At 66.7% G+C, this 24,907-nt stretch carries 16 protein-coding genes; 4 read left to right on the top strand and 12 right to left on the bottom strand.

Going from position 1 to position 24,907, the window contains the following annotated elements; translation table 11 throughout:
* Positions 1-6: 6 nt before the first annotated feature.
* Together AC1DZY_RS18600 and AC1DZY_RS18595 are read left to right on the top strand one after the other, a co-directional pair.
* Positions 7-2,043 (top strand): NAD(+) synthase, encoded by a 2,037-nt coding sequence (locus AC1DZY_RS18600; RefSeq protein WP_476821630.1) that lies wholly within the window; start codon positions 7-9, stop codon positions 2,041-2,043.
* Between the two features lie 127 nt (positions 2,044-2,170).
* Entirely contained in the window at positions 2,171-3,475 is a 1,305-nt protein-coding gene (locus AC1DZY_RS18595; RefSeq protein WP_476821629.1) for a UDP-glucose dehydrogenase family protein, read from the top strand.
* A gap of 72 nt (positions 3,476-3,547) precedes the next feature.
* Here AC1DZY_RS18595 and AC1DZY_RS18590 read toward each other — a convergent pair whose 3' ends face one another.
* From AC1DZY_RS18590 to AC1DZY_RS18550, 9 genes are all read right to left on the bottom strand, one after another.
* On the bottom strand, positions 3,548-5,416 hold the full coding sequence (locus tag AC1DZY_RS18590) for an ABC transporter ATP-binding protein (RefSeq protein ID WP_476821628.1): 1,869 nt from the start codon (positions 5,414-5,416) through the stop codon (positions 3,548-3,550).
* Positions 5,417-5,516: 100 nt separating this feature from the next.
* Positions 5,517-6,467, bottom strand: a complete 951-nt coding sequence (locus tag AC1DZY_RS18585; RefSeq protein ID WP_476821627.1) for an ABC transporter permease — start codon at positions 6,465-6,467, stop codon at positions 5,517-5,519.
* Positions 6,433-7,392, bottom strand: coding sequence for an ABC transporter permease (locus AC1DZY_RS18580; protein ID WP_476821626.1), 960 nt, complete (start codon positions 7,390-7,392; stop codon positions 6,433-6,435). Before AC1DZY_RS18580 ends, AC1DZY_RS18585 begins: the two co-directional genes overlap by 35 nt.
* A gap of 46 nt (positions 7,393-7,438) precedes the next feature.
* Entirely contained in the window at positions 7,439-9,229 is a 1,791-nt protein-coding gene (locus AC1DZY_RS18575; protein WP_476821625.1) for a peptide ABC transporter substrate-binding protein, read from the bottom strand.
* A gap of 220 nt (positions 9,230-9,449) precedes the next feature.
* Positions 9,450-10,313 carry a formyltetrahydrofolate deformylase gene (purU, locus tag AC1DZY_RS18570; protein WP_476821624.1) on the bottom strand — a complete coding sequence of 288 codons (864 nt, stop codon included), beginning with the start codon at positions 10,311-10,313 and terminating at the stop codon, positions 9,450-9,452.
* A gap of 84 nt (positions 10,314-10,397) precedes the next feature.
* Positions 10,398-11,039 (bottom strand): sarcosine oxidase subunit gamma, encoded by a 642-nt coding sequence (locus AC1DZY_RS18565; protein WP_476821623.1) that lies wholly within the window; start codon positions 11,037-11,039, stop codon positions 10,398-10,400.
* Entirely contained in the window at positions 11,032-14,028 is a 2,997-nt protein-coding gene (locus tag AC1DZY_RS18560) for a sarcosine oxidase subunit alpha family protein (protein WP_476821622.1), read from the bottom strand. The genes AC1DZY_RS18565 and AC1DZY_RS18560 overlap by 8 nt, the downstream gene beginning before the upstream one ends.
* Positions 14,025-14,300: a sarcosine oxidase subunit delta gene (locus tag AC1DZY_RS18555; protein ID WP_476821621.1), complete on the bottom strand. Its 276-nt coding sequence runs from the start codon at positions 14,298-14,300 to the stop codon at positions 14,025-14,027. Before AC1DZY_RS18555 ends, AC1DZY_RS18560 begins: the two co-directional genes overlap by 4 nt.
* A 19-nt stretch (positions 14,301-14,319) precedes the next feature.
* Positions 14,320-15,570 carry a sarcosine oxidase subunit beta family protein gene (locus tag AC1DZY_RS18550; RefSeq protein ID WP_476821620.1) on the bottom strand — a complete coding sequence of 417 codons (1,251 nt, stop codon included), beginning with the start codon at positions 15,568-15,570 and terminating at the stop codon, positions 14,320-14,322.
* Positions 15,571-15,625: 55 nt separating this feature from the next.
* Between AC1DZY_RS18550 and AC1DZY_RS18545 the strand changes: the two genes are divergently transcribed.
* Together AC1DZY_RS18545 and AC1DZY_RS18540 are read left to right on the top strand one after the other, a co-directional pair.
* On the top strand, positions 15,626-16,621 hold the full coding sequence (locus AC1DZY_RS18545; protein ID WP_476821619.1) for a GlxA family transcriptional regulator: 996 nt from the start codon (positions 15,626-15,628) through the stop codon (positions 16,619-16,621).
* Between the two features lie 178 nt (positions 16,622-16,799).
* Complete coding sequence (locus AC1DZY_RS18540) at positions 16,800-18,557, top strand: Na/Pi cotransporter family protein (RefSeq protein WP_476821618.1); 1,758 nt, start codon at positions 16,800-16,802, stop codon at positions 18,555-18,557.
* A 6-nt stretch (positions 18,558-18,563) separates the two neighbouring features.
* On the opposite strand, the gene AC1DZY_RS18535 is transcribed toward AC1DZY_RS18540, so the two are convergent.
* The 3 genes from AC1DZY_RS18535 to AC1DZY_RS18525 form a co-directional block, all read right to left on the bottom strand.
* On the bottom strand, positions 18,564-19,010 hold the full coding sequence (locus AC1DZY_RS18535; protein ID WP_476821617.1) for an NUDIX hydrolase: 447 nt from the start codon (positions 19,008-19,010) through the stop codon (positions 18,564-18,566).
* Between the two features lie 187 nt (positions 19,011-19,197).
* Entirely contained in the window at positions 19,198-22,464 is a 3,267-nt protein-coding gene (locus AC1DZY_RS18530; RefSeq protein ID WP_476821616.1) for an ATP-binding protein, read from the bottom strand.
* 75 nt (positions 22,465-22,539) lie between these two features.
* Complete coding sequence (locus AC1DZY_RS18525; protein ID WP_476821615.1) at positions 22,540-24,849, bottom strand: response regulator; 2,310 nt, start codon at positions 24,847-24,849, stop codon at positions 22,540-22,542.
* Between the last annotated feature and the right edge of the window lie 58 nt (positions 24,850-24,907).

Genomic DNA, 24,907 nt, shown 5'->3' with positions numbered 1-24,907 from the left:
TATTCGATGAGCTTCCACAACATCCATACGCATGGGTTCGTCCGCATCGCCTGCGGCGCGCCGAGCCTCAAGGTCGCCGATCCCGTCTTCAACGTGGCGCAGACGCTGGTCCTGCTGCGTCGCGCACATGAGCGCTCGGCGGCGCTGGCGCTGTTTCCCGAGCTCGGCGTCAGCGCCTATGCGATCGACGACCTGCTGCAGCAGAACGCGCTGCTCGACGCCGTGCTCGCGGCCCTCGACACGCTGGTCGAGGCCAGCCGCGAACTGAGCCCTGTCGCGATCGTCGGCGCGCCGCTGCGGGTGGGCGGGCGGCTGTTCAACTGCGCCGTCGCGATCCATCGCGGCCGCATCCTGGCGGTCACGCCGAAGATCTACCTGCCGAACTACCGCGAGTTCTACGAGCGCCGCCAGTTCGCCTCGGGCGACCGCGCCGGCGTCGCGAGTATCACGCTGTGCGGGCAGCAGGTGCCCTTCGGCAGCGATATCCTGGTGAGCGCGAGCGACATCGCAGATTTCACCTTCCACATGGAGATCTGCGAGGACGTCTGGACGCCGGTGCCGCCGAGCTCCTTCGCGGCGCTCGCGGGCGCGACCGTGCTGCTCAACCTGTCGGCGTCGAACGTCACCATCGGCAAGTCGGACTGGCGCCATGCGCTGTGCAAGGCGCATTCGGGCCGTTGCATCGCAGCCTATGCCTATTCGGCGGCCGGTCCCGGCGAATCCACCACCGACCTCGCCTGGGACGGGCAGGCGATGATCTATGAGAACGGGGCGCTGATGGCCGAGGCTGAGCGCTTCGCCGCCGAGCCGCAACTGATCGCGGCCGATATCGACCTTGACCGCCTCGTGATGGACCGCATCCGCCAGAACACTTTTGGCGACAATGCCGACGTCCTGCGCGACAGGCTGGCTTTCCGCACGGTGACCTTTACAGCCGGCGCCGACCGGACCTCCGATCTCGGCCTGATGCGGTCGGTCGAGCGCTTCCCCTTCGTGCCCAACGACGACGCCAGGCTGAACGAGCTCTGCTTCGAGGCTTACAACATCCAGTCGCACGGCCTGCGCAAGCGCATGGAAAGCGCCCGCGTCGAGAAGATCGTCATAGGCGTCTCCGGCGGTCTCGATTCGACGCAGGCGCTGGTCGTGGCCTGCCAGACCTTCGACGCACTCAAGCTGCCGCGCAGAAATATCCTCGCCTATACGCTGCCGGCCTTCGCCACCAGCAAGGGCACCAAAGCGAACGCCTGGCGGCTGATGGAGGCGCTCGGCGTCACCGCGACGGAGATCGATATGACTCCGGCCTGCCGGCAGATGCTGGTCGATATCGGCCACCCCTTCGCGCAGGGAAAGCCGGTCTACGATATCACCTTCGAGAACGTGCAGGCCGGCGCACGCACCTCGGTCCTGTTTCGCCTCGCCAACCAGAACAACGGGCTTGTGCTCGGCACCGGCGATCTCTCGGAGCTGGCGCTGGGCTGGTGCACCTATGGCGTCGGCGACCACATGTCCCATTACAACGTCAACGGCTCTGTCTCGAAGACGCTGATCCAGCATCTCATCCGTTGGGTCGCGCAGTCCCGGCGCTTCGGCGAGGAGGCGTCGCAGGTCATGCTCGACATCCTCGCGACGGAGATCTCGCCGGAACTCGTGCCCGGCGACGGCGACGGGCCGGCCCAGAGGACCGAGGATTTCGTCGGTCCCTACGCGCTGCAGGATTTCAACCTGTTCTACATCACCCGTTATGGGTTTAAGCCCAGCAAGGTCGCCTTCCTGTCGCATCACGCCTGGTCGGATGCGCAGCGCGGCGCTTGGCCGCCCCATATCGAGACGGCAAAGCAGCTTGCCTACGACCTGCCGACGATCAAGCGCTGGCTTACCGTCTTCGTGAAGCGCTTCTTCGAGACCAGCCAGTTCAAGCGCTCGGCCGTGCCCAACGGCCCCAAGGTATCCTCCGGCGGCTCGCTCTCGCCGCGCGGCGACTGGCGCGCGCCCAGCGACGCCTCTGCAGCCGCCTGGCTCGCCGATCTCGATCGGATTCCCTGAACCGCGGCGCAACGCCTGTCGCGCCGCCGACATGCCGGTTTGCGAGGGAAGGCTGCGGTGTTAAACGCAGCCTGAATTCGCGCCGAGGCGCGAGGCCGGCGCAGGCTTGCGCCTCTGGAGAATATGCATGCGCCTTTTGATGGTGGGCTCGGGCTATGTCGGCCTGGTGTCGGGTGTCTGCTTTGCCGATTTCGGCCATGACGTCGTCTGTGTCGACAAGGATCCGGCCAAGATCGCGCGGCTCCAGGCCGGCGAGGTGCCGATCTTCGAGCCTGGGCTCGACGCCATGCTGCAGGCCAACACGCGCTCTGGCCGGCTCTCCTTCACGACGGATCTGGCGGCTGCGGCTGTCGATGTCGATGCGATCTTCATCGCGGTGGGTACGCCGACGCGACGCGGCGACGGCCATGCCGATCTGAGCTATGTCTATGACGCGGCCCGCGAGATCGCGGCTGTCGCGCCCGACAACGCCGTCGTGGTGACGAAATCGACCGTGCCGGTCGGCACCGGCGACGAGGTCGAGGCGATCATCCGCGCGCTGCGCCCCGATGCGTCGATCGCCGTCGTCTCGAACCCCGAATTCCTGCGCGAGGGCGCGGCGATCGAGGATTTCAAGCGCCCCGACCGGATCGTCGTCGGCACCGAGAGCGAGGCCGCCCGCAGGGTGATGACCGAGATCTACCGCCCGCTCTTCATCAATCAGGGGCCGCTCGTCTTCGTCAGCCGGCGCACCTCCGAATTGATCAAATACGCCGCCAACGCCTTCCTCGCCATGAAGATCACCTTCATCAACGAGATCGCCGATCTCTGCGAGCAGGTCGGCGCCGAGGTGCAGGACGTGGCGCGCGGCATCGGCCTCGACAACCGCATCGGCACAAAATTCCTGCACGCCGGTCCCGGTTATGGCGGCTCCTGCTTTCCCAAGGACACGCTGGCGCTGGTCCGGACGGCGCAGGAGGCCAATGCGCCGATCCGGCTGATCGAGACCGTCGTCGCGGTCAACGATGCCCGCAAGGCGCGCATGGCCGACAAGATCGTCGCAGCCTGCGGCGGCTCGGTCGCCGGCAAGCGCATCGCGGTGCTCGGCCTCGCCTTCAAGCCCGACACCGACGACATGCGCGACGCGCCCTCGCTTGCCATCATCCCGGCCTTGCAGGCCGCCGGCGCCGATGTCGTGGCCTATGATCCTGAAAGCATGGAGCAGGCGCGCGAGGTGCTGAAGGTCGCCTTTGCTGAGGGACCCTATGACTGCGTAGAGGGAGCCGACGCACTCGTCATCATCACCGAGTGGAACGCCTTTCGGGCGCTCGACATGAAACGTGTCAAGGCTGCGCTGAAATCACCCGTCGTCGTCGACCTGCGCAACATCTACCGCCCGCAGGAGATGAAGGCGCTCGGTTTCGCCTATCACGGCATCGGCCGGAAGGGCTGAGCCTGGCCTTGCGTCACGGTCGGGCTTGTCCCGACCGTCCGCGTCTTCCCGCCTCGGCCAGGCGCGCTGCCCTCAGGCGGCGACCGCCTCGACGGGCTTCTTCTCCCACTCCTCGCCCCAGACCATGACGGCATGGCCGGGCGAGACCTCGCGGAAGATGCGCTCCGGCGGCACGTAGTCGGCGCGGCGCACCGGGCTCTTGATCTCGTCGTTGGAGACCGCGCTCTTCTCGTGGCGGCGCATCGGATCGGCGATCGGGACGGCTGCGAGCAGGCGCTTGGTGTAGGGGTGCTGCGGATTGCCGAAGACGGCGACGCGCGGGCCGATCTCGACGATCTCGCCGAGATACATCACCGCGACGCGGTGGCTGACGCGCTCGACCACGGCCATGTCGTGCGAGATGAAGAGATAGGCGAGCTTCATCCTGGCCTGCAATTCCAGCATCAGGTTGATCACCTGCGCCTTCACCGACACGTCGAGCGCCGAGACGGATTCGTCGGCGACGATCAGGCGCGGCTCGACGGCGAGCGCGCGCGCGATGCAGATGCGCTGGCGCTGGCCGCCCGAGAATTCATGCGGGAAGCGGTTGGCCATGTCGGGCGACAGGCCGACGCGGCGCAGCAGTTCGGCGGTCTGCTCGCGTGCCTGCGTCCGGTTTGCGAGCTTGTTGATCAGCAGCGGCTCGGCAATGGCGGTGCCGACATTCATGCGCGGGTTCAAGGACGCGAAGGGGTCCTGGAAGATCATCTGCATGCGCTTGCGCTGCTCGCGCAGGTCGGTCTGGTTTAGCTTCAGCACATCGACGCCATCGAGCAGCACCGAGCCCGCCTGCGGCTCGATCAGCCGCATCACCGAGCGTCCGGTTGTCGACTTGCCGCAGCCGGATTCGCCGACCAGCGCCAGCGTCTCGCCCGGCAGCACACTGAACGAGACGTTCTCGACCGCATGCACGCGGCCTGTGACCTTGCCGAGGATGCCGGTGCGGATGTCGAAACGGGTCGTCAGCCTGCTGACTTCGAGCACCGGCCGCGAGGCGGCCTCGACCGTATCGGGCGTTTCCGTGGGAATGTCGGATTCGCCGGTCTGCTTGTCGACGACGGGGAAGCGCATCGGCCGCGACTTGCCCTCCATCGAGCCGAGCTTGGGCACGGCTGCGAGCAGGGAGCGGGTGTAGGGGTGCTTGGCGCGGGCGAAGATGTCCTCGGTCGCGCCGGTCTCGACTGCCTCGCCATTATACATCACGACCGTGCGGTCGGCGATTTCAGCGACCACGCCCATGTCGTGGGTGATGAAGAGGACGGACATGCCCTCCTCCTCTTGCAGCAGCTTGATCAGCTGCAGGATCTGCGCCTGGATCGTCACGTCGAGCGCGGTCGTCGGCTCGTCGGCGATCAGGAGCTTCGGCTTGCAGGCGAGCGCCATCGCGATCATGACGCGCTGGCGCATGCCGCCGGAGAAGCGGTGCGGATATTCGTTGAAGCGCGACTTCGCCGCGGGGATGCGGACCTTCTCGAGCAGCCTGACCGTCTCGGCCTCCGCCGCCGAGCGCGACATGCCGCGATGCAGGATCAGCGATTCCGCGATCTGGAAGCCGATCGTCAGGACCGGGTTGAGCGACGTCATCGGTTCCTGGAAGATCATCGCCATGTCGTCGCCGCGGATCTTGCGCATCGCCGGGTCCGGAAGCGTCAGGAGTTCCTTGCCCGAGAGCTTGATCGATCCCTCGACGCGGCTGTTGCCCGAAGGCGTGAGCCGCATGATCGAGAGCGCGGTCACGCTCTTGCCCGAACCGGACTCACCGACGACCGCGACGGTCTCCTTGGGCGCGATCTCGAACGAGACGTTGCGGACCACCGGCTTCCAGACGCCTTCGACGCGGAACGCCGTCGTCAGGTTGCTGACGGAGAGGATGGGCGGCGGGGTCAGAATGGTCTGGGTCATGTCTTGGTCCGTTCTTGGCCTTGAGAGCTTCGGCTAAACGTCTCGTCAGGTCTTGTCTGCGGGTCTTGTCGTCAGGTCTTGGACGATCTTTGTCGCGTCGTCAGGTCACGCGCCTTGGATCGAGCGCGTCGCGCAGGCCGTCGCCGATGAAGTTGATCGAGAGCACGGTCAAAAAGATCGCCGCGCCGGGAAACAGCGCCCAGTGCGGCGCCACGTCGAGATAGTCCTTGGCGTCGAACAAGAGCCGTCCCCAGGTCGGGATATCCGGCGGAAAGCCGAGGCCGAGGAACGACAGCGTCGATTCGGCGATGATCGCCGCCGAAACCTCGATCGTGCCTGCCACGATCACGGGGCCGACGGCGTTGGGCAGGATGTGGCTCACGACCTGGCGCCACTTCGTCGCGCCATGCGCGCGCGCCGCCTCGACGAATTCCTTCTCGCGCAGCGACAGGAACTGCGCTCTGACCAGTCGCGCCACCGGCATCCAGCGCAGCCCGCCGATAACGACGACGATCAGGATGAAGACGCCGCCCTCGATGCCGAAGACCTGCTTCAGCTTTTCGCGGAACAGATAGATCACGAGCAGCAGCAGGGGCAGTTGCGGCAACGACAGGAAGAGGTCGGTCACCCACATCAGCGCCGAGTCGAGTGGACCGCGCGACATGCCCGCCAGCGCGCCGACGAGAATACCCACGACGGTCGACACCACCATCGCGGCGAGGCCCACCGCCAGCGAGATGCGCCCGCCATAGATCATGCGCGCCAGGATATCCTGTCCGAGATCGTCGGTGCCGAAGGGATGGCGCCACGAGGGCGTCTCCAGCCTTGCGGTGAAGTCGATCTCGTCGATGCCGATCCGCCAGAGCCAGGGGCCGATGACGACCCCAAGGATCAGCAGGCCGAGCACGGTTGCGCTCGTCATGGCGAGCCGGTGACGGCAGAAGCGCCGAAAGGTCTCGCGCGCGGGCGAGATCGCCACGCTCTTCGCCTTGGCGATCGCAACGGGTTCGGCCATGTCAGCGGAACGAGATGCGAGGGTCGAGCCAGCCATACAGCACATCCGCTATGAGGTTGAACGTGACGACGAGGCACGAAAACACGAAAGTCACCGCCATGATCACCGGCGTGTCGTTGGCGAGGATGGCGGTGATCAGGAGCGAGCCGATGCCCGGCACGCGGAAGATCTGCTCGGTCACGATCGCGCCGCCAAACACCGCCGGCATCTGCAGCGCGACCAGCGTCACCACCGGGATCAGCGCGTTGCGCGCGACATGGCGGATCGTCACGGTCTTCTCGCCCAGCCCCTTGGCGCGCGCCGTGGTGACATAGTCGAGCCTGACGACGTCGAGCACGGCCGAGCGGACATAGCGCGTATAGGACGCGGCCTGAAACAGGCCGAGCACCATGATCGGCATGATCGCCTGCCGGAACATCTCCCAGTACCAGCGCCAGCCGGTCGCCGCGAGATCGGAGCGGTAGACGAAGGGCAGCCAGTCCAGCGTTACCGAAAACAGCAGGATSAAGAGCAGGCCGGTGAAGAAGGTCGGCAGCGAAAAGCCCACGAAGGCGAGCGTGTTGGCGATCTGGTCGAAGACCGAGTAGGGCCGCGTCGCGGCATAGATGCCGATCGGCAGCGCGATCGCCAGCGCCAGCAATTGCGACGTGCCGACCACGAACAGTGTCGTCGGCACGCGCTGCAGGATCAGCGTGTCGACATTGATGCGGCTGGCGAAGGAGAAGCCCCAGTCGCCCTGCGCCATGGCCGCGAGCCAGCGGACATAGCGGACCATCAACGGGTCGTCGATTCCGAACTTGGCGCGCAGATTGGCGCGCACCTCGGGCGGGATATTGGGGTTGGTCGCGAGTTCCTCGAACGGATCGCCCGGCGCAAGCGCCAGCACCGTGAACAGGATCAGGCTGATGCCGAGAAGGCTTGGCAGCGCGATCAGGAGACGCCTGATGAGATAGGAACCCATCAGACGCCTCCCGATGTCAGGCAGCCGGCCCGTGAGCCGGCGGCGATCATGCCTCGCGATACCAGGCGTTGATCATCCACATGTCGCTGTCCCAGCCGCTGTAGTTGGGAGCGAGGTTATTGGCTGCGGCGGCGACGCGGGTACGCGCCAGCAGCGGCAGGATCACGTTCGCCTCGCAGACGATCTCGTCGATCTTGATCAGCATGGCGGCGCGCTTGGCGGCGTCGAGTTCCTTCTGGGCCGACTTGTGCAGTTCGTCGACCTCGCTGCTCCTGAAACGGGAGACGTTGCGGCCCTGCCACTTGTTTTCCTTGTTGGCGATTTCGGCCGTCGTGTACTGGTTCAGGAAGCGCTCCGGATCGGGCTGCGACTGCGTCGTGGTGTACATTTCCATGTCGCAGTAGAGCTTGGTGTAGGTGTCGGGGTTGGCGACGTCCGACGAGAAGAACACCGAGGCCGTGACCGACTTCAGTTCGAGGTCGATGCCGGCGCGCTGGCACGCCTGCTTGATGATCGCCTGGCACTTCTGGCGCGGGGCGTTGATCGAGGTCTGGTAGACGTATTTGAGCTTCTTGCCGTCTTTCTCGCGGATGCCGTCGCTGCCGCGCTTGTAGCCGGCGTCGTCCAGGACCTTGTTGGCCTTCTCGATGCTGAACTCGTATTTCAGCTTCTTCGACTTGAACGTGGCGGGAACGTTGACGAAGCTCGCCGTCGCCACGCCGCCGCGGCCATAAATGAACTTCTGGATCGACTCGCGGTCGATCAGCAGGTTGATCGCCTGGCGCACGGCCGGATCGGTCAATGTCGGGTGCTTGGTCTTGATGCTGGAGCGCTCGCCATCGACCTCGGTCCAGGGATCGGTGGTGTTGAGAATGATGAACTCGATATTGCCCGAGGTGACGGCCAGCACCTTGCCGCGCCCGCCTGTCTCCATGCGCTTGAGAACCTCGTCCTCGACCTGCATGTTCCAGGCATAGTCGTATTCGCCGGTCTGAAGCACGGCGCGCGCCGCCGAGACCGCATCACCGCCGCCCTTGACCTCGATCGTGTCGAAATGCGGCTGGTTGGCGACGTGATAGTCCGCGAAGCGCTCGCCGGTGACGATGTCGCCGGGCTTGAAATCGGTGAATTTGAAGGCGCCGGTTCCAACCGGCTTCAGGTTCGCCGGCGCTTCGCGCGACTTGGCGCCCTTGAATTCGGCGAAGACGTGCTTGGGAATGATCATGCCGGCGACGCCGACGAAGGGGTCGGCCCAGAACGGGGTCGGCGCGCCGTAGTCCACCTTGACGGTGTAGTCGTCGACCTTGGCGACCTTGATGTCCTTGTAGGAACCGATCGTCGTGGCCGATGTCGCCGGATCGGCGGCGTATTCCCAGGTGAAGACGACGTCGTCGGCGGTAAACGGCTTGCCGTCATGCCATTTGACGTTGCGCTTCAGCTTCCAGGTCACCGAGGCGCCGTCGGGCGAGACGCCGCCGTTTTCCTTGCTCGGGATTTCCGCGGCCAGCGCGGCGGTGAGGTTGCCGTCATTGTCCCAGCCGGCCAGAGGCTCGTAGAACACGCGCGAACCATCCTGGTCCTTGGTGCCAACGGCGAAGTGCGGATTGAGCAGCGTCGGAGCCTGCCACCACAGGACTTTCAGCGGGCCGCCGCCGCCTGCCTTCGTCGGCTTGTAGACCGGCGCGGTCTGGGCATGGGCGACGCCGTACCAGGCCAGCATCTGCGTTGCGACGGGCGCGGTCAGGCCGACAGCGATCATCTTCTGCACGAAGGAACGCCGCGACAGGCCGCCTTCCTTCACGTCCGCGATCAGGCCTCGCAGGTCATGCTCGTTCATGGGATCACCTCCGCTCATTCGACACATATCGACAGGCGGCGCTTGGTGCGCCGCTCATTCCCCGAAGCCCTGAGCAAGCCATGTGCCAATCGATGCGTCAACCGTGCAGCGCAACGGCCATGCCGGGAGCGAATGGCGGCGGCAGGCGATACCGTGGTGCGGACGGGCTCGTGCACATGTCTGTGCTAAAAAAATGGGCAGATACGCAATCTCTAGCCGGTCAGTCGGTGAAAACAACAGTTTTCTTGCCGTTGAGGACAACGCGATCCTCGAGATGCTGGAGCACGGCCCGCGCCAGCACCCGTCGCTCGATATCGCGGCCCTTGCGCACGAGATCGTCGGGCGTGTCGCGATGCGAGATGCGCTCGACGTCCTGCTCGATGATCGGACCCTCGTCGAGGTCGGGCGTGACGTAGTGCGCGGTGGCGCCGATCAGCTTCACGCCACGCTCATGGGCCTGGTGATAGGGCTTGGCGCCCTTGAAGCCGGGCAGGAATGAATGATGAATATTGATGCAGCGGCCGAGCAGCTTGGCGGAGAATCCATCGGACAGGATCTGCATGTAGCGCGCCAGCACGACGAGATCGGTCTTCGTCTCCTGAACCAGCCGCCAGATTTCGGCCTCCTGCTCCATCTTGCTCTGGCGCGTCACCGGCAGGTGGTGGAAGGGCAGGTCGCCGATATCGGTCGAGGCGATCGCCTCGCGGCCGTGATTCGAGACGATTGCCGAAATCTCCATCGGCAACTCGCCGATCCGCCAGCGATAGAGCAGGTCGGCGAGGCAATGGTCGAATTTCGAGACCAGCAGCATCACGCGGCGCTTCGCCGTGGTCTCGCGCAGCGAGATCGACATGCCGAAGCGCCTGGCAAGATCGTCCACCGCAGCAGCGATGGCGGCGTGCGGCTGTCCTTCATCGAGCCGGTTGAAGACGACGCGCATGAAGAACACGCCGGTCTCGGTGTCGTCGAACTGCTGCGCGTCGAGGATGTTGCAGCCGGACTCGAACAGCAGCGTCGAGACGGCGGCGACGATGCCGGGGCGGTTGGGGCAGGACAAAGTCAGGATTGCGGTACGGTCGGGCATGGCTGACGCCGCCGTGCGGGCGGCCCTTAAAATCGGGGGAACAATGGGACGAGGCGATGGAGGCTTGCGCGCGCCGCGCTGCGCTCAACCTCGGCCGCTGCCGACCGCGCAGCCGAATTCCGCCGCCGATGCGGAGAACCAGGACCAGAAGCTGCCGGCCATGCTGCGCGCCACCATGATCTCGAAGACCGCCCCCTCGGGGCCGTCAGCGGCCCGCCAGAGATGCACGCCGAGATGGGCGATGCTTGTCAAGGCCGTGCTGCCCACGGGAAAGGCCAGGGGGTGCAGATCGATCATGCAGCCCTTGGCCATCGCGGCACGAATATGTTTGCCCGACAGCCTCAGGACGGCGCGTCCGTCGCTCTGATCGGCCACGGCGGCAAGTCCCGACAGGCCCTGCAGCGCCTCGGCAAATCCGTCCCGGCTCTCCGCGACCAGCAGCCACTGGCCCGGCCCGGCCCAGAGCAGCGCATGCGCGCCGGTCACGTTCGCCACCGGGCTCGTCGGAAGCCTCAGCCCAAAGCGCGTCGTCAGGGCCTCGGCGAGCGCCGCCTCGCCGCCGTCCCCTGCAATCAGGCTGGCGACGCCAAGCCCATCGCGCACTGTGACGGTGACACCAGCCGCGCCCTTCGCGCCGAAATGACCGTCCTGGAGGATGCCGGACCACGCGCTACGCGGCGTCCAAGCGCCAATGCCTGGGGTTTGCAGTGTCGCAGCGTCAGACATGGAGACGCGCTCCTTGCGGGTCGATGAAGACGGGCGAGCAGATCTCGACCTCGATATCGCCGTTGCGCACGGGATCGACTGCGCGGATGCGCTCGCCGATGCGGGCGGGGCCGTTCCTGAGCAGGCCGAGTCCCATCCAGTGCCCGAGACTCGGCGAATAGGCGACGGAGGTCATGTAGCCCTCGTCGTTTTCCATCGCCGCCGGCTTGCCCAGCCCGATGAAATGCGCGCCGGCCCGCAGGCGCTGCGCCGGATCGACCGCCTTGAACCCGACGAAGCTCGGCCGGTCCGCTTCGACCAGAGCCTCGCGCCCGGCCATGACGCGGCCGATATAGTCCTTTTTCGGGGACATCATCTTGCCGAGGCCGAGATCGCGCGCCGTGGTCTGGCCGCTGAGTTCGTTGCCGGCGACATGGCCCTTCTCGATCCGCATCACGCCCAGCGCCTCGGTGCCATAGGGCGTGATGCCATGCGGCTCTCCCGCCGCCATCAGCGCGCGCATCATCGCATCGCCATGGTCGGCCGGAACGGCAAGCTCATAGGCGAGTTCGCCCGAAAACGAGATGCGGAAGAGTCGCGCCGGAATGCCGCCGCCAACCGTCACGGCCCGTGCCGCCAGATAGGGAAACGCTTCGTTGGAGATATCGTGCTGGGCATCGACCACGCCCTGCAGCACTACGCGCGCCTTCGGCCCGGCAATGGCGGCTTGCGCCCAGTACTCGGAGACCGAGACCATGGCGACATCGAGATCGGGCCAGAGCACTTGATGGCAGAATTCGAGATGCTGCATCACCTTGGCGGCGTTGGCCGTGGTGGTGGTCATCAGGAAATGGGTTTCGCTGAGCCGCGAGGTCGTGCCGTCATCCATGACGAAGCCGTCCTCGCGCAGCATCAGTCCATAGCGCGCTTTGCCGACAGGCAGGGCCTTCCAGCCATTGATGTAGACGCGCTCCAGGAACGCGGCCGCATCCGCGCCCTGGATGTCGATCTTGCCGAGCGTCGAGACATCGCACAGGCCGACGCCATTGCGGACGGCAAGCACCTCGCGGTTGACGGTGGTCAGCCAGTCGCTCTCGCCGGGTCTGGGGTAGTATTGCGCCCGCATCCAGGCCCCGCTCTCGACGAAGACCGCGCCCTGTTCCTTCGACCATTGATGCGTCGGCGCGAGCCGGGTCGGCCGGAAATCCTTAGCCCGGTGATGGCCGCCGAGCGCGCCGATCGCGACCGGGGTATAGGGCGGCCGGAAGATCGTCGTGCCGGTCTCGGGGATCGTCTTGCCCGTCTGCTCGGCCATGATGGCGAGGCCCGAGAGGTTCGAGGTCTTGCCCTGATCAGTCGCCATGCCCAGCGTGGTGTAGCGCTTGAGATGCTCGACCGCCCGGAAGCCCTCGCGGGCCGACAATTCGATATCCGCGTCGGTGACGTCGTTCTGGAAATCGACGAAGGCTTTGCCTTTCCCGCCCTTGACCCTCCAGACCGGAGACAGCGCGACCCCCTCGGGATCGGTCTTCGGCTGCTGCGCGGCCGGCTTCGGCGCAAAGCCGCAGGCCGTGGCCGCGTCATGGCCCAGCCGCGCGCCGTCCTCCAGCGCCTGCGCCAGCGAAAAGCGCCCGGCGGCGCTGCCGGCGACGCTCAGGCCCGCCGGCAGCGCTGACGGCACGAAGGCATGGATGCCCTCGTCCCAGACCGGCCGCGTGTTCTGGTGCGAGGTCAGGTGAAGCGTCGGGTTCCAGCCATTGGAGACGGCGAGCAGATCGCAGGACAAGGTTTCCTCGCGACCCGAGGCCTCGCGGACCGTCACTGACTTCAAGGCGCGACCGCCCGAGGCGCTGGCAACCGTGCCGGTGACGACGCGCGCTCCGAGTTTTTGCGCCAGCGCCGTCAGCGCCGGATCGCGCTCGGGCCGGGGATCGACGATCGCGGCGAGCCTCGCGCCGGCTGCCGCCAGATCGCGCGCGGTCGCCCAGCCATCGTCACCGCAAGTGAAGACGACCGCCTCGCGGCCGGGCACCACGCCGTAGCGGTTGAGATAGGTGCGCACCGCGCCGGCCAGCATCACGCCGGGCGTGTCGTTGCCGGAAAAGACGATCGGCCGCTCGATGCTCCCGGTGGCGAGGATCGCCTGCTTCGCATTGATCCGCCAGGCGCGCTGGCGCGGCTGGTGCGGCGCCGGAATCGGCAGATGGTCGCCGACCCGCTCGACGACGCCGTAAACGCCATGATCGTAGACGCCATAAACCGTCGAGCGTGGCATGATCGTGACGTCGGGCATGGCCGTAAGTTCTGCCAGTGCGTCCGCGATCCATTCCGACGACGCCCGCGCGTCGATCTCGCGCTTCTCGCTCAGCAGCTTGCCGCCGAACCGGAAATCCTCGTCGCACAAGATGACGCGCGCGCCGCTGCGGCCAGCCGCCAGCGCCGCCGAGAGCCCGGCCGGGCCGCCGCCGATGACGAGCACGTCGCAGAAGGCGAAGGCTTTTTCGTAGTGGTCGGGATCCTCATGTCCCGCCGCCCGTCCGAGCCCCGCGGCGCGGCGGATCAGCGGCTCGTAGAGCTTCTCCCAGAAGGCGGCCGGCCACATGAAGGTCTTGTAGTAGAAGCCCGCCACCAGAGCCGGCGCGATCAGCTGGTTGACCGAAAGCAGATCGAAGGCGAGCGAAGGCCAGCGATTCTGGCTGCGCGCCTCGAGCCCGTGATAGAGCTCGGCGACGGTCGCCCGCGTATTGGGCTCTCTTCGGGCGCCGGCGCGCAGTTCGACCAGCGCGTTGGGCTCTTCGGGCCCCGCCGAGAGGATGCCGCGCGGGCGGTGATATTTGAACGAGCGGCCGACGAGCTTAACGCCATTGGCGAGCAGCGCCGAGGCCAGCGTATCCCCGGCAAAGCCCTCATAGCGCTTGCCGTCGAAGCGGAAGGATTGCTTTTGCGTCCGGTCGATCAGGCCGCCGCTCGCAAGGCGGAAGGGTTGAGCGCCCGAGGATTGCGCGCTCATGCCGCCGCTCCCGCCTTGGCTGATTTCGCCGTTTCGACGGCCTCGATTACATGCGTGCGGGTGTCGCGCTTCACCACCAGCCAGGCGTGGCATCCGGCGCCGTGATACCAGAGCTCGCGCAATCGCCCGGCCGGGTTGTCGCGTTGGTAGACGTATTCGAACATGGCGGCTTCAGTCGTCTCCAGCCCATCGGGACGCTTTGGAGCGGCGTCGCCGAGATAGGTGAATTCCTGGGCGTCGCGTGTGCCGCAATAGGGGCAGGGGATGCGCATGATTGTATCCTGAGGCCCGTCAGTGCAGGTTCGGCTGGGCGCCGACGCCCTTTTCGTCGATGACGCGGCCCGTCGCGAAACGGTCGAGCCGGAAGGCGGTGGCGACCGGGTGCGGCTCATCCCTGGCGATCAGATGGGCGAAGCAGTCGCCCGAGGCTGGCGTCGCCTTGAAGCCGCCATAGCACCAGCCGGCATTCAGATAGAGCCCCTGGATCGGCGTATGGTCGATGATCGGCGAACCGTCCATCGACATGTCCATGATGCCGCCCCAGTGCCGGAGCATCCGAATTCGCCCCAGCCCCGGCCACAGCGCCATCGCCGATTCCATCACGTCCTCGATCACCGGCAGATTGCCGCGCTGGGCGTAGGAGTTGTAGCTGTCGATGTCGCCGCCGAAGACGAGCCCGCCCTTGTCGGACTGGCTGACGTAGAAATGCCCGGCGCCATAGGTGACGACGCCGTCGATAAGCGGCTTCAGCCCCTCTGAAACGAAGGCCTGCAGCACATGGCTCTCGATCGGAAGGCGCATTCCAGCCATTGCCGCAACGCGCGACGAGTTGCCGGCGACCGCCAGCGCGACCTTCTTCGCCCTGATCGGCCCGCGCGAGGTCTCGATCCCGGTGACGTGGCCGTTCGCGATCGAGAGCCCGGTGACCTCGCAGTTCTGCACGATGTCGACGCCGCGCCTGTCGGCAGCCCTCGCATAGCCCCAGGCGACGGCGTCGTGGCGCACCGAACCGCCGCGCTTCTGCAAAAGCCCGCCCTGGATCGGGAAGCGGCCGCTCTCATAGTCGAAGAAGGGCGCGATCGCCCTGACCTGCTCGCGGTCGAGCAATTCTGCGTCGACGCCGGCAAGCCGCATGGCGTTGCCGCGCCTGGCATAGGCGTCGCGCTGCGCATCGGAATGATAGAGGTTCAGCACGCCGCGCTGGCTCACCATCGCGTTGTAGTTGATGTCCTGCTCCAGCCCCTCCCAGAGCTTCAGCGAATGCTCGTAGAACGGCGTATTGCCGGGCAGCAGGTAGTTCGAGCGGATGATCGTGGTGTTCCGCCCGACATTGCCGGAGCCGATATAGCCTTTCTCGACGACCGCGACGTTGGTGATGCCGTAGCGGCTCGCGAGGTAATGCGCGGTCGCCAGACCATGCCCGCCGCCGCCGACGATCACGACGTCGTATTCGGCCTTTGGCGCGGCATCCCGCCAGGCGGGCTTCCAGCCCTTGTGGCCGGCCAGTGTCTGTCTGGCGAGTGAGAGCAGCGAGTAACGCATCGGTTGTCCCGTTGGGGCTTGCGCTGGCGAGATTGCCGGACATAGCGTCTCCGACATGACTCCCAGCGACGCCCGATTGATCGACAGCGACGAGCCGGCTCCGACGCATGTCGGTTTCCTGCTGATCCCCGGCTTTGCGCTACTGGCCTATGCCTCGGCGATCGAGCCCCTGCGCGCCGCCAACCAGCTTTCGGGCCGCGACCTCTATCGCTGGAGCCACATTGCGATCGATGGCGTCGCCGCATCGGCGTCCAACGGCGTCGGCATCAGGGCTGATTATGGGCTCGGCGACGATGTCGGCTTCGACTATGTCATGGTGTGTGCCGGCGGAAATCCGGCCGTATTCCAGCACCCGCCGACCTTCGCCTGGCTGCGGCAACTGGCACGCCGACGCGTCAGGCTCGGCGGGATTTCCGGCGGGCCCTACATCCTGGCGCGCGCCAATGTCCTCTCGGGCTACCGCTTCACCCTGCATTGGGAGCACGCACCGGCCTTCATCGAGGACTATCCCGACCTCGACCTGCGCCGCTCGCTTTACGAGATCGACCGCGACCGCCTGACCTCGGGCGGTGGCACCGCGCCTCTCGATATGATGCATGCGGTCATCGCGCGCCAACACGGCAGCGAACTCGCGCTCGCCGTCAGCGAATGGTTCCTCCAGACGCATGTGCGCGAGGGCGCCGGCCCGCAGCGCATGCCGCTGCGCGAACGTCTCGGCATCAGCCATGCCCCGCTGCTGCGCGTCATCGGCCGGATGGAGCTCAGTCTGGAAAACCCGGTCTCGCGCGACGAACTCGCCCGCACGGCGAACGTCTCGCTGCGCCAGCTCGAACGCCTCTTCAGGCAGCATCTCGGCCGCTCGCTCGGCGAGCACTATCTCAGCCTTCGGCTCGACCGCGCGCGCGATCTCCTGCGCCAGACCAGCCTGCCGGTGCTGGAGACGGCGCTCGCCACCGGCTTCGGCAGCGCCAGTCATTTCTCGCGGGTCTACCGAGCCCGGTTCGGCTACTCGCCAAGCACCGAACGCGCGCCCCCCAAGCCGTTGGCCTAACGTGGTTTTCGGGCGGCGCTGCCGTCAGGATCGTCGGCCGAAGACGCCATGCGCAAAATTCAGCCGCCTCTGCCGTATTCTCAGCATGTTTTCCCTCCATAAACATAAGTTGGCTAATGAAAAACTGATGGTTCGGCGCTATGCTTGCGCCCTGAACCGGTGAAAGGCCCATGCTGCGATGACTGCAGGCGAAAGCGCCACCACGATCCTGATCCATCTCGCCGGCGGCGTCGCGCTGCTGATCTGGGCGGTCAGGCTGGTGCGCACCGGCGCGATGCGCGCTTTCGGCTCGTCGCTGCGGCAGGCTCTGCAGACCTTCACCAAGAACCGTTTCGCGGCGTTCGGCAGCGGCGTCGCGGTGACGATGGTGCTGCAATCCTCGACCGCCACGACGCTGCTGGTCTCGTCCTTCGCCGGCCGCAGCCTGATCGTGCCTGCGATGGCGCTGGCCGTGCTGCTCGGCGCCAATCTCGGTACGTCGCTGGCCGCCTTCGTCATCTCGATGGATCTTGGCTGGCTCTGGGGCCTGTGCCTGGCGATCGGCGTCGGGCTCTATCTGGCCCATGAGGCGATGGACCGCGCCCGCAATATCGGTCGTGTCCTCGTCGGCATCGGGCTGATCCTGCTGGCGCTGATCGAGCTGAATGCCGCGGCCGCTCCGCTGGCGCAGTCGCCGACCTTCCGCACCCTTCTCGGCGCGATCGGCACCGAGCCGCTGCTGGCGGTGCTCGTCGCCGTCGCCGCGACCTGGCTGACCCATTCCAGCATTGCCGTCATCCTGCTGATCGCGACCTTCGCCTCATCGGGGCTGTTTCCGCCGGCCACCGCGCTGACGCTGGTGCTGGGCGCCAATCTCGGCAATGCGCTGATCCCGGTGCTCGACCAGCTCGGCGCGCCCGCGGCCCAGCGCCAGGCGGCTGTCGGCAACCTGCTGACGCGGCTCTTGCTCGTCATCGCCTTCCTGCCCTTCGTCGCGCCACTGTCTGCCTGGATCCAGAGCCTGCCGCTGCTCGATACGCGGCTTGCCATCGAGTTCCATGTCGGGCTGAACCTGGTCGGCGCGGTCGTCTTCCTGCCGCTGGTCGATCCGATCGCCCGGCTGGTGGCGAAACTGATGCCGGCCCAGGTCGAGGCCGATACGGTTGCCAGGCCGCGCTATCTCGATCCGACCGTGCTCGACAGCCCGACGGAGGCGCTGGCTTGCGCCATGCGCGAGGCGCTCAACCTCGGCGACCGCGTCGAGCTGATGCTGCGCGACACGATGACATTGATCGAGAAGGACGAGCTCAAACTCTCGCGCGCAATCGCCAAGGCCGATGACGGCGTCGACGCGATCCACGAGTCGATTAAGCTCTATCTGGTGCGCGTCTCGCGCAACGAACTCACCGACGAGGAAGGCCGCCGCCTGCTCGAGATCATCACGCTGATCACCAATCTCGAGCATATCGGCGACATCATCGACAAGAACCTGCGCGAACTCGCCGAGAAGAAAATCCGCAAGCGCTACGCCTTCTCGCCCGAGGGGCTGGCGGAGATCCGCGAGTTCCATCAGCGGGTCTCGTCGGGGCTGGTTCTGGCGCTGAACGTCTTCGCCACGCGCGATCTCGCTCTGGCGCGTCAGCTCTTTGCCGAGAAAGCGACGATGCGCGATGCCGAGCGGCGCGCCACGGAGAGCCATTTCCAGAGGCTGCGCAGCGGCCGGGCGGAATCGATCGAAACCAGCGCGATCCATCTCGACATCATCCGCGATCTCAAGCGCATCCACGGCCACGTCGCCTCGATCGGCTATCCGATCCTGGAAAGCGCCAATGCCCTGCGTGACAGCAGGCTGCGCGAGACCAGGGACGCGCAGGCCAGGGATGCGCAGACCAAGGATGGGCGGCAGGACCAGCAGTCGAGCGAACTGTTCACGCCAGCCCCGCAATCGGGCGGCTGAGCACCGTCAGTTTGTCGTTGGGCTCGGCCCGAGCGCCCGGATCGCGCTGCTCAGTTCCGGCTCGTCGACGAGATCGGCCGCATCCTCCAGCCTGAACCACTGGCAATGCCGTTCGCCCTGCTCGGCCCAGGTCGCAAGCTGCTGATCCACCTCGAGCAGATAAAGCTTCACCGTGCACAGCACGAAATGGTCTTCCAGCCGCTTCCAGTAGGTGTATCGGCCCGCGGGCTTCCGGCCGATCTTTCCGACGAGGCCAGCCTCCTCGAACGCCTCGCGCGCGGCGGCGTCATGGTCCTTCATCCCGCGAATCGGCCAACCCTTCGGTACGATCCAGCGCCGCGTCGTGCGCGAGGTCACGAGCATGATCTCGGTCGAGCCGTCCGGCGTCCGGCGGATCGGCATGGCCGCGATCTGCAGTCGTGGTTCGCCGGGCGGGCGCTTGGGCTTCTTCATCGTATCGTGGCGTCTCCCGGCTGCTGTGAAGCACGTTTCGGCGCGGAGCCGAATCGTTGCAGCGCACCTCGCGATAGTCGCGCATCGAGACCGGCTTGGCGACGTTTTCGAGCAACATATGACAGTTTTATGACAGCAAATTCCGCGACGGCGCGATGCGTGGCGAGACCAGCCTGGTAGGCTCGCCTCAGGCGACCTTGGCCGGCGCGATATCCTGGGTCGCGGAAGCGCCGCTTTCGAGCGTCGACAGCAGCCCGGCGACGCATTCCATCGTCGCCTTGCGCGCGGCCAGCAGTTCCGAAAGGGCCAGCGCGATATCGCCCCCCGCATCGATGGTCTGCTCCAGTTCGCGGGCGGCGGCCGACAATCGGGCGAAGCCGAGCAGCCCGGAGGTCGAGACGATCGCATGTGCGTCGGCCCGAAGCGCCTCCGTCGACGCCGAGCGCAGACGCCCCGGCAGGTCGTCGCGGAAGCGCAACAGCAGCTCCCAGGTCTTGTCGACGCCGATCAGCCCGGAGAGTTCGAGCTGGCAGGCGCAGTCGAGCAGCGGCGGCGTCTCCTCGGTCGGCGCTTCCGACCGCTCCGCGCCCACGCGCTGCCCGGCCCAGCGCGCGACCATGGCGAGCAGGGCGTCGCGATGGAACGGCTTGCCGAGATGGTCGTTCATGCCGGCCTCGCGATAGCTCTCGATCTGCTGCGAAAACACGTTCGCCGTCAGCGCTATCACCGGCACGTCCCTGGCCTGCGCGTCGATGTCGCGGATCTGGCGGGTCGTCTCCAGCCCGTCCATGTCGGGCATCTGCACGTCCATCAGGATCAGGTCATGGCGGTGCTCGCGATAAAGCGAGATCGCGCTCGGGCCATTGCTCGCAACCGTGACGCGGTGCCCGGCCGAGCCGAGCATCTCGCTGACGATCTCCAGGTTTATGCTGAGATCGTCGACCAGCAGGATGCTGCGCATGACAAAGCCGCCCGGCTCCTCCGCCCGGCCTTGCGACGGCAGCCCGGCCTCCGGCTGCGCCTCGATCAGCGGCAGGTGGAAATGGAAGGTCGAGCCCTCGCCCAATACGCTGGTGACGCCGATTTCGCCGCCCATCAGCGTGATCAGCCGGCGCGAGATCGAGAGTCCGAGCCCGGTGCCGCCATATTGCCGGCTGATCGAGCCGTCGCCCTGCACGAAATCCTGGAACAGATGCTCGATCCGCTCCTGCGAGATACCGATGCCGGTATCGCTGATCGAGATGGCCATCCGGTCGCCGGCCGGCGCGGGATCGACCTTGAGCAACACCTCGCCGGCATGGGTGAACTTGACCGCATTGTTCAGCAGGTTGAGCAGCACCTGGCGCAGCCGCGCCTCGTCTGCGACGATTCGCGCAGGCGTCGCCGCCGCCACGACACAGTGCAGCGCGATGCCTTTCTGCTCCGCCAGCCCGCGCGTCAGCGATAGGCAGTCCTCGACCAGCCCTTGCAGGTCGAGCGGACGCTCCTCCAGTTCGATCTTGCCGGCCTCGACCTTGGCGAGATCGAGCACGTCATTGATGATCGTCAGAAGGGACTCGCCCGCCTTCTGGATCAGTTCCATCTGCCGGCGCAGTTCCGGGTCGCGGCTTTGGCGCTCGCGCGCCAGCGCGGCGAAGCCGAGAATGGCGTTCAGCGGCGTGCGGATCTCGTGGCTCATCGAGGCGAGGAACTGCGATTTGGCGACGCTCGCCCGTTCCGCCGCCTCCTTGGCGCGGCTCAGCTCCTCGGCATGGGCCTGCCGCGCCGAGATGTCGCGCGCCACCACGAAGAGCCGTTCGGGCGTCCGGCCGATCTCGTGGACCGGCGTGATGATGAAGTCCCACCATTTCGGGATGCCGCCGAGCGTCGGGCACATCCTCGTGAAGCGGTCGGTCTGGCCGTTGCGCACCCGCCGCAACGCCAGCTCGACCCGGCTGTGGTGCTCCTGCGGGAAGAAGGTCGAGAACGGCCTGCCGCGCACCGTGTCGATATCCTCGATCTCGAACAGCTCCTGTCCGAGATCACTGATGAAGGTGATGTTGCCTTCGAGATCGAGCAGCTGGATGCAGTCCGGGCTCGAATTCACCAGAGAGTTGGCGAAGGCCATGCTGGCGTTCATGTCCTCGATCGCCTTCCGGCGCTCAGTGATGTCGGTATAGGTCCGCACCGCGCCGCCATTGGGCAGCGGGTTGGTGCGGATTTCCAGCACCGTGCCGTTCGGGCGGACGCGCTCGTAGCAGGCTGGGGTGCCGGCCAGAAGCGGCTGCACGATGCGGTTGCGGAGCTCCGGCGGTGTTGCCGCGAACTCGCCGCGAGCTTCCTGATAGGCGAAGACCTCCATCGAGCTGGGACGACGCGCCATCAGCTCGTCCGGCAGGTCGAGGAGTTCGAGCGCACGGCGATTGTAGACCTTGGTGCGCTGGTTGGGGCCGACCATCAGCAAACCCTGGTCGATATGCTCCAGCGTCGCGTGGAGATAGCTGTCGGCGCGGTCGCGCTGGCGCACGATCCTGATCAGGACGAGGCCGAGCCCGAGCAGCATCATCGCGCAGAAGCCCGCCACCATCAGGTCGGTCGACATGTCCTCGCGCCATTTCGCCAGAACCTCCGAAACCGAGAGCGACACGACCGCGACCAGCGCCGTCGAACCTAACCTGCGGTAGCTCATGATGCGCTCGACGCCGTCGATCACAGACTGCGTCCGGAAGGTGCCGCTCGCCATCCGCGGCAAGTGCTCGCGAAACAGCAGGCCGTTCGGCACGCTTTGCCCGACCCTGGTCGCGTCATATGGACTGCGCGCGAGGATCTCGCCATCGCTGCGAAACAGCACCACCGTTCCGTCAGCGCCGATATCGAGCGAGGCGTAGAGTTCCTGCAGGTAGTTCAACGACAGCGTCACCACGATCAGCGCCTCGTTGCTACCCTGATGCGGCGGGATGCGCCGGCTCAGCGGCAGGAGCCAGCCCTGCGACGCCGTGTCGAACACGGCGCGGCCGACATGGAACGGCTCGCCTGTTCCGGCCGGGGCAGAGCTCATAATCTCCGCATACAGCTCCGGCCCCGGCTCGCGTGAGCGCACGAAATCATAGCTGAACGTACCGCTGCGCAGATCGAGCACGCCGACCGAGTGAAGATGCGGCAGGTCGCGGGCGATATCGGCGAGCCAGGCGTCCAGGAAGCTGCGCCGGCTCTTGTCCCCGATATCGGGGCCGAGCTGCCGGCCGGCCGTCTTCATCACGATCTCGACCGAATCGATCATCCGCATGGCGTGCCGGTCGAGTACGGCCGTGAGATTCTGCGTCGACGAGATCGCGTTCTGGATGGCGCGCTGGCCCGAGTGCCAGAGCAGCCATCCGGTCGTGCCGATCAGAATCGCGCTGGCGATGATGACCCCTGCGATCATCGCCGGAACCAGCAGCCGTTGCGCCGTCTTCCGCCCCGGCCTGCTCGTCATCTCTGTCACCTGTCAGGGCATCTCGGCTCGCGCGGATCCTCTGCCGAGGCAAGCACGATGATGGTTAACGAAACGTCAAGCAGCGGCCTGCCGGTGCGGGCCGAGCGCGGCCTGTACCCGACCCAGCGCGGCGCGGAGCGCCTTGCTCGCTGAGGCGACGCTGCCGCGACCGGCCGCTACGGGCTCGAAAGCAGCGCAGACCCGCGCCAGTTCGGCCAGCCCCAGCACGGCGGCGCAGCTCGACAACTCGACGAGCCGGGCCGCCCCGGCGGTATCGCCGGGCTCGATCTGGCCCTGGCACAGCGTTTCGATCTGGGCCAGCAACTGCGCGGTCAGTCGCTCCACGGAGGTTTGCCCGAGCGCTGCTTCGAGTGCGTCGCGCACGGCGGTGTCGACAGGCGCGGCCAGCTGCGTCGCCGCGGCCGCTTTGCGCCCGTTGGCGATCGCAAGGCGCAGCGCGTCCGGCGAGAACGGCTTGGCCAGCGTGCCGGCGATGCCAAGCCCGGCGAGTTCCGCCTGGTCGGCCTCCGACAGCGCCGCCGCCAGCACGAGCGCCGGCACGCATGTCCGCGCCTGCTGGAAAGCACGCACATCCGCCAGCGACCGACGCTGCGCCTCCGTGCCGATGGCGATGTCGAACAGAATGATGTCATGGCTCGCCCCGGAGCAGGCGAAGAGCGCAGCCTCGACATCGGCGACGCGGCAGACATGGTGCCCCTCCCGTGTCAGCAGCAGCGTCAGGACCTGGCCGCTGGTGGCGCCATCATCGACCAGCAGCACCCTGGCCGCCTTCTCTCCGGCGGGTCGTGCCTGCGCGTCTGCATCGGCGTCGGCAGTCGCCGGAACCGTCAGATGAAACAGCGCCTCTCCCTCCGGGGCGAGATCGCCGCCCATCAGCCCGACCAGCCGCGACAGAGTCGCCATCCGGATGGCGCGCAACTGGGCGATCAGTGCGGCATCGGGCCGTTTCCAGGAGATCTCGTCGCCGCTGGCGTCGGGCTGATGCGCCAGCCGGAAGGCCAGTTGCGGCCTGTCGCTGTCCGAAAAGGCGAGATGCAGTGTCAGTACGCCGCCGGCATGCCGTTCGCAGGCGTCGTCGAGCAGGGTCAGCACGATTTGGCTGAGCCGGTGGACGTCGCCTTGCACCTGCCTTGGCAGGGACGGATCGAGCCGGCATGTCAGTTGCGGCCCGCCTGGCGCCATCGAATCGCGGATCATGGCGACGGCATTCTCGACCAGTTCGGACGGGTCGAAGGCGCAGGCCTCCGATTCACGCACGGCGGGGGATTTCAGGAAGTCGGCGAGCGCGCCGGTCACGAGCAGCGCCTGGTCCAGCTTGGCGATGCCGTCGGCGCAGGCGTGGATGCCTGGCAAGACGTCGGACGGCGCGCGCATCTGCGCTTCGAGGGTGCCGCGCAACGCCGCAAGCGGGCCGTTGACGCCGTTCAGGATGAGCGCGCGGATGTCGGTGTGGGGCATGTGGCTCTGCTGGGTGCCTGCTGGGCCCGCCTGCGCGGGAACAGGCTCCGCAGAAACGGGAGCAGGCGCGACGGCGACGGCGAGCGGCGCGATCCGTACGACCTGCGCGGGAATGTCCGCGATTGGCTTGACCACGGCCGGGACGGCGGGCGAGCCGCCAAGCAGGGCGGCGAGCTTTTGCCAGGAACCGCCGTCGTCGACCTTGAACAGGCCGTCGCAGATATCGGCATGGTCGCTGCTCAGGCCGATCACCGGCAGACGACGCTCCTGCCGCCCGGCGACCCTGACGGCCTCGTTGATGCCGTGACGCTCCAGCAGCAGCACGAATTCGGCCTGCTCGGCTTCGACGAGATCGAAGCATAGGCCCAGCGCCGCCGCCTGATCGGCGGCCGGCGGCGGGCAGATGAAGGCCCGGGGATGGCGCGCCAGCCCATGGTTGCGCCAGAGCGCGACGCTGGCCTGCCGGGCGGATTCGGGGCCTGCCGGCTCGTGCGTCGCTGGGGCCGGCATGGTCGATGCGCCGCTCGTCACGGTCTCGTGGCAGAGGCGCTCGATCGCCTCGAACAGGTCGGCGGGCTTGATCGGCTTGGGCAGGATCGCCCGGAAAACCGCGTCCGCGCCGCGCCGCGCGGCAAGCCCGTTGCGGTCGGCGGTCAGGCCGATCAGCACCGGCGCGCCTTCGGCGTCGCTGCGCTGCTCGCGCAGCAGCCGGCCGAGCGCATAGCCGTCCATCTCCGGCAGGTGATAATCGACCAGCGCCACGTCGTAGCGCACCGCCTTGGCGCGATCGAGCGCGCTGAACCCATCGGTCACGACATCGACCGCATAGCCCTGCCCCACCAGAAGCGAGCGGATGATGTCCTGGGAAATCGGTTCGTCCTCGATCAGCAGGATGCGGCGGTTCATGGTCTCAGGGCCTTTCGGATGAGGGCAGGGCGGGAGCGCGTTTGCGGGCAGGCGTCTT

The sequence above is a fragment of the Allobosea sp. P2_A10 genome (assembly GCF_056405115.1).
Note: the sequence above shows the minus strand (reverse complement) of the source record. Positions and strands in the feature narration are given on the sequence as shown.